The sequence below is a fragment of the Xenorhabdus yunnanensis genome (assembly GCF_028598805.1).
In the GTDB taxonomy this organism is placed as follows: Bacteria; Pseudomonadota; Gammaproteobacteria; order Enterobacterales; family Enterobacteriaceae; genus Xenorhabdus; species Xenorhabdus yunnanensis.
In genome coordinates, this window is record NZ_JAQRFI010000090.1 from 1 (window position 1) to 6,044 (window position 6,044).

A 6,044-nucleotide genomic window follows, 5' to 3' on the forward strand; every position below is an offset into this window, starting at 1 on the left:
ACTGTTTTAGGGGGGGTGATTGCTTACTGCCTTAAATTGAAAAAGCCATCACTTAAAAATTTCTACTCAGAAGACGATTTTCCAGTGATGGCTTAAGCGGAATTCGGGTTAATTAGAATGAAAATCAACCAAGGGAATTAGTTAGAGTAGATAACTGTGATATAAATCTCATAGTGACATTTTATAAATAGTCATATCAAGTCTATTAGGTTAATAATAATAATTGGTCTTTTTAAGACAACGTTGAAACACCTTTAAATGGTAACCGCTAATATCAAAAAACAGCCCTCTCACCCCATTTTATTAATGGGGTTTCTCTAAAAAAACCATAGCGAATAACTACAACGTAAATTTTAATTATATTCCATTAAGTCCTGAGAGTTAAATGTGGAAAATTACACTACCGTAAATCAAGCTATAAAAACACCAATATATTCATTCCATGAACTAAAATAGTTATACCAATATTTCATAACCATCGTGCTTTATGAAGTATAGATAAAAAATCCCAGCTTTTTACGGCTGGGATTTCTGGTTTAGCCTTTACACCGGCTCAGCGCCAGCCTTATCCCTGCGCCAATCTCAGCATCAGGGCGGTCAGCAGCAAGTATTACGTTGTCTGATTCTGATAAATGTTTTCCCGACCACGCCTCCAATGCCCTGTGGTACGTTGGACTGATGGTTATTTTTCCCTCCCGGCATACGGCGTCACATCTTTTCATCTTTTTAAACAAGGCGCGTTTCGTTTTGTACTGATATTGTGCCATCAGATTTTTTACCCAATCGGCATAGCGCTGAAGTGCGCTGTCATAATCATACAGCTCCCTATCAAAAGTCACGTCAGGATGAACCCATATACCGTCATCACTCGTCTCTGGCAACACAAAACGGCTATACGCCAACGCATCTTTGAGCAACCTCCCCAGCTCCTTATTATCAGTACTGTGAGGCACCAAATGTTGGACCCCCAAAGGATCGCGTAGGCAACCACGATAACCCGAATAGGTGTCAATACCAATAAAGTCCTCATTGGCAACCACAGAAGCCCAGGCCGTTTTTACAATATCTGTCATTTTATTTCACCTGTGTCACTATCACATCCACACCATGAGTTTTCCCGTACTCAATAGCCCGATTAACCTCACTCCACTGTACTGCGTTTGTATTAATCGGAACCGCCAAGCGAATTTCTTTACGGGAAATCATGTCTGGAGTCAGAACCCTATCTTTAACTTTGTCCCCACTAAATTGAACCGCTTTATCAATATTACCTTTAATAGAATAATATATCTGGCTTGGTTTGTTCAGTTTTGACAATGTCTGGGTATCCAGTGATTTCGCGCTTATCGCCAGACCCGTTTTCATATCATGATAGTCAAAAACCTCAAAGCGCGGCGGCAACCGTGAACCGGCAGGCAGCTGCGTTCCGACATAATCTTCCCACGGCATCCCCTGTTTCATATTTCCCTGTCCCCACAGAATCCCCGATTCTGCCGCCGAGACGGTCGAGGTCGCCGAATTGCGCTCCAGATACGAGACATCGTCTTTTAACCCACGTACCAGCACATTGGTATCCGGCTTCTGCTTTTTAAACAACGACGCTGAGGTACGACTCAATTGCTCGGCCAAATGCTTTGTCGTCTCTGTCGAACTGCCCAGGACTTTCACCCCCGTTGCAGCACCGGTGCCTAAAGCCGCTTCTGACCCAACGACATCGGCAGCAAAAATCCCGGCCTTATTCAAACACAGAAAAAATCCCGCCTTACAGCCCTCAAGGGCTGCCAGCCCCGCTTGTACCATGCGCGCGGAACTCCCCACCAACAAAGTGCCCGCATAAACCCCTGCATACCCCCCACCGGCAACCGCAAGGGCCACAATCGCCCCGTCCCGCCGGGCGGCCACACGTTCTGCCGCTGCGTGATCGCCCCGGGATGCCGCCAACATATCCCTGCCATTTTCATCCGCCATCCGATCCCACTGATGATCATCATAGTTATTGCGATAGACCAGTTCGGCACTGTTGGCCGCGCTATAAGCCCCTTCCGGGGTACGGCTAATCAACGCCCCGGACAATGCCCCGATAACTTTCGCTGTCTGGGCCTTGGTTTCATTCCCCAGCAGGGCTTGCTGAATTTTATGCATTTGCCGTTCAGTTTCGTTCTTATATGCCGGTTCAAAGAGCCGGCTTTCCATCGAGATGGCCGCTAATTCAGCCGCCAGCGCACCGGCCACCGCCGCTTTGGCATCTCCCCCTGCTATTTCCGCACTCAGGCCGGCAACCACACCATGACTCAGCATTTTTCCCGGCGCGCCCAGAATTTCCCCGTTATCCCCAATCAGTTTAGCGCCTTCCGCATGGATCTGATTGCCGACATTGTTCAGTAACGCCGTTTGCAGATTGTCCTTAAAACTGCCGCCATTAATGGCCGTGCCGATGGTTGAACTGACGACGGACTGTGCCGCGACACGTTTGAAAATCTGCCCCCAGTCATGATCGTTCAATAGGGGAAGCTGGACGTCTGTGGGCATGGGCGTCACCCGCCCTGTATCGCTCACGATTTTCTGCCAGCCCATCCGGTGATCCAGCCCCGCTAATGCGCCCCCCACAGCCATTTGCGTGACCAGGGATTTAATTGAATCACGTTTCGCCAGAGATTCCAGGGTCTTGGTGAGATTGCCCTGATTTTCAACCAGGGCAACCGCCGCCTGCGAGGTCAGGGCAATCATGCCGCTATACGCAGCCCCATAAATTGCGCTCCCCATCGCTCCTGTTGCGCCTGTTGTCGCCACCGCCCCCTGTCCTGCCATGCCGGCTAACCCCGAACCGGCGGTGATCGCCGCAACGGCAATGGCAATGATCGCCCCCGCAACCGGACTTAAGCTCTGGCTTTTTTTGTTCCAGCTGGTATAGGCGTCTTTGACGGTATGCCACTGAACATCATCACGCTTTCAAAGATCTTTCATCCATTCTGTGCCGGGGGTATTGCCGAGATGTGTTAACGCCTCGTCAAATAACTGTCCCTCCTTCATTTTCACATCCGCATCAATGCCTTTAGCCGCATCGACCGTTAACTTACCGCCCACCCTCACTGACGGGATGACCCAGGTTTTCTCATGACTGCCTTGATCACGATGGGTAATGAAAAACCCTTTTGAATGCGTGATAGTCTGCTCAAACGCGATATTGGGCACCGCCTTAAAGTTGACTTTTCCGGTCTGGCTGGTAATTTTCGCATTTTTATGGGTTTCGATCCGGCTCGCTTCCAGTGTGACATCATCTTTTGCCATCAGATTAATATCCCCACCGGCAACAAACTCCGTGACTTTATTGGTTGAACGCTCTTTTTTTCGTGTTTCGGTCTTCGAACCTGCCAGCCAGCAAGATTTTACGCCCAGGATGCGCCTACATTCTTTCTTGGTTTCTTCCCATTTATAGATTTCTTCCATTGCCTGTGCGTACAGAAAACCGCCTTTGGCCGCAATATCCATTATTCCTTTGGCAGCCAATGAGGTTGCCTGAAACAAAATACTGCCCTGAGCGCTGACGGTGAGTGCTTCCCCACTATTCAACTGGCTGGGGCGGTGAAGAAAATGTTCACTATTGCCTTCCTCGTGATGTTCTTGTACCGATTCAAAACGGATATTTCCCCCCGTAGATATCGTCATATCACGACCAGAGGTCAGGTTTGTGGCATAGGTTGACAGGTTGCCTGCCGCAGAAAGTATGAGTTTTTTGCCGGCATTGAGGGCACTTATCCCCGTGACTATTTTGGCGTTGCCAGCGTTGTATTTGTGGCTCAGGAAAACCACGTCCTGACCCGCGTTAACGGAGACATCTCCCCCCGTCGAAGTGAGCTGGGTAAACCGCCCGACAATATCCCGGCCGGCCTGGAATTGCAGGTGATCACCGGCCGTAATGCTGGCTCCTCCTGCACTAAATTTTCGTGCCATCTCGGCCCCGTTCTTACCCTCCGAAATGGTGTAAATCGAGTCTTTTGCACCGTGTTTGTGCATATCAATATCACGGCCAGCACCCACCCTGATTTGTTGCCCGGCCTCCATCTCCGTTCCGATCAATTTAACATCATTGCCCGCAAACAAATGAAGATCGCCCGTCACCTTCAATAACTGGGTTGAGGAAACAACAAGATCCTGACCGGCACTTAACGAAAGATTGTGCGCCTGCATCCAGGTGTTATCGGGCGTCGGAGACCAGCCCAGCACCAGATCTTTATCTGCCGAAATCCGCAAATTTTCTGAGGCCCTGAGAGATAAAGGTTTGTGGCTCCCGCCAATCTCACCAAACAACAGAAGCCCCTCTTCGCCACGCGCGATAAGATCAACATTTTTCCCACTCAAAATGGTATTCTTAAAGGAAATTCTCTTACCAACCAGCGTTAAATCTTCCTTTGCATTCACCTCTAGATCAGTAAGCCCCAGATAATTTGTATTTAACGTAATGTTTTTGGCTAAGTTAAACGGCTTTTTGGGGGCAAAAAAAAGTGAATTGCCTGCAAACAGGCGTATGGTATCACTGGCGCTGATCAGATTCTCAATGCCCTTTAGTACGGAAGTCCGTACGGAAATGTTACGTTGGCGCGAAAGAAACTCAACATTTTTCGCGTGTACAGGGATGTCAGTCATGTCGATATCGCTGTCAGCGACTAGCCGTACATCTTCTCTGGCGGTGATGCCTGCGTTCGGAGAGGACGATGTCAGGTTTATCGCGCCTTTATCCGACATCAGCTCAATGTGTTCCCCACGCAGGCTCACGTTATTAGTCTGGATACCGTGATCGGCCCACAACCGCAAAATGCCATTGGCATCCACCGTCGATTGCCGTATCGGCACCTTATTATACCTCTCTGCAGTCAGTGAAATTTCATTACCTGCAATCAGCTCAATATTCTTCTTCGCGCTCAGGCTCACATTGTCACTCAAGCGGATAGACTGCCCTGCCTGCATTCGCAACGTATCAGAAGTTTTCAGCCCGCCAGAACGTTCAGATGCCATTCCAGGACCGTAAAGATGAATATTCCCCTTACGTGCAAGAAAATCAAGATGATGACTGGACCAATCCAATACCTTAGCTGCGCCGTCGATATAGAGGTCATTTCCCGCAATTAACGTCAGTCTATTCGGAGTCTGCAAAAAATCTGTGCCGCCAATAGAAAGGTCACGATCCGCTATGAGTGAGACATCATATTCCGAGTGTCTTGATATTCCGAGTGTCTTGTTTGGTCAGGTAACATAAATTTGTCATAAGATGAGCTTATGTTACCCGCATTCATCAAAACATGTTGGGCAGCAATTTCCATTTGATCCACGGTGAGTTTATCTTTGAAATCAGCAACCAGGCTATTTCCAGCCGCAAGCCTGCCATGTTGTGCATCAAATGTATTGCCGGTTAAGATGAGATTTTTCGCGGCACTTATCCGGTTTTTGTCATTCTCAGTCGGGTTAGCAGGGTTAACACTCTCTCCTCTCATCTCAAGCGAAGTCGCATTAATGTAAGCATTCGCCCCCGAAGTCAGTCCGGCTCTCTGGCTGTGGGTCAATTCTTTAGTCCGAACAACGATATCGCCCTGCGCCGCGTTCAGTCTTGCGTACAGGCCGTTATTGTCAACCCGGGTCGATAAATTACCCGTTGCATCTTTTTGCAACCACAAGTTCTGGTTTGCCTGAAGCAACGAATAATTCTCATTATTTAAATGGTCAACAAACAGGCGCATATCATTCCCTGCCGTCACCTCCCCCTGATTCGTCAACCTGTTCGCGGCAAACGTAATATCTTTCCCTGCCTGTATCAGGTTTTTCTTGAACACAGCGGCCTTGTCAATGTCAATAGCATCACTGCGGACATTAATATCCGTTTTAGCCTGTACCTTACTCAGCGTCACTTTACCGTCAACCACTAACCCGATATCATCCTGGGTGTTGTGGTCAACAAAAATTGGTCACTGGCTTAGCGTTTTTCCAAAATAATCGTTCTGACTCATTGGGCGTTAACCCATTGTTATACCAGTGAGGACGAAGCTGGCTGT

Annotated in this window: 4 protein-coding genes and 1 pseudogene; 1 reads left to right on the forward strand and 4 read right to left on the reverse strand. The window is 48.5% G+C overall.

Going from position 1 to position 6,044, the window contains the following annotated elements; translation table 11 throughout:
• Positions 1–96: pseudogene (locus PSI23_RS19935) on the forward strand (IS982 family transposase); the annotation flags it as partial.
• Between the two features lie 440 nt (positions 97–536).
• On the opposite strand, the gene PSI23_RS19940 reads toward PSI23_RS19935, so the two are convergent.
• From PSI23_RS19940 to PSI23_RS19955, 4 genes are all read right to left on the reverse strand, one after another.
• Positions 537–1,073, reverse strand: coding sequence for a contact-dependent growth inhibition system immunity protein (locus PSI23_RS19940; RefSeq protein WP_273556710.1), 537 nt, complete (start codon positions 1,071–1,073; stop codon positions 537–539).
• Between the two features lies 1 nt (position 1,074).
• On the reverse strand, positions 1,075–2,808 hold the full coding sequence (locus PSI23_RS19945) for a DUF637 domain-containing protein (protein ID WP_273556711.1): 1,734 nt from the start codon (positions 2,806–2,808) through the stop codon (positions 1,075–1,077).
• A gap of 141 nt (positions 2,809–2,949) precedes the next feature.
• Positions 2,950–5,151: a hemagglutinin repeat-containing protein gene (locus tag PSI23_RS19950; RefSeq protein ID WP_273556712.1), complete on the reverse strand. Its 2,202-nt coding sequence runs from the start codon at positions 5,149–5,151 to the stop codon at positions 2,950–2,952.
• Positions 5,152–5,186: 35 nt separating this feature from the next.
• On the reverse strand, positions 5,187–5,915 hold the full coding sequence (locus PSI23_RS19955) for a hypothetical protein (protein ID WP_273556713.1): 729 nt from the start codon (positions 5,913–5,915) through the stop codon (positions 5,187–5,189).
• Between the last annotated feature and the right edge of the window lie 129 nt (positions 5,916–6,044).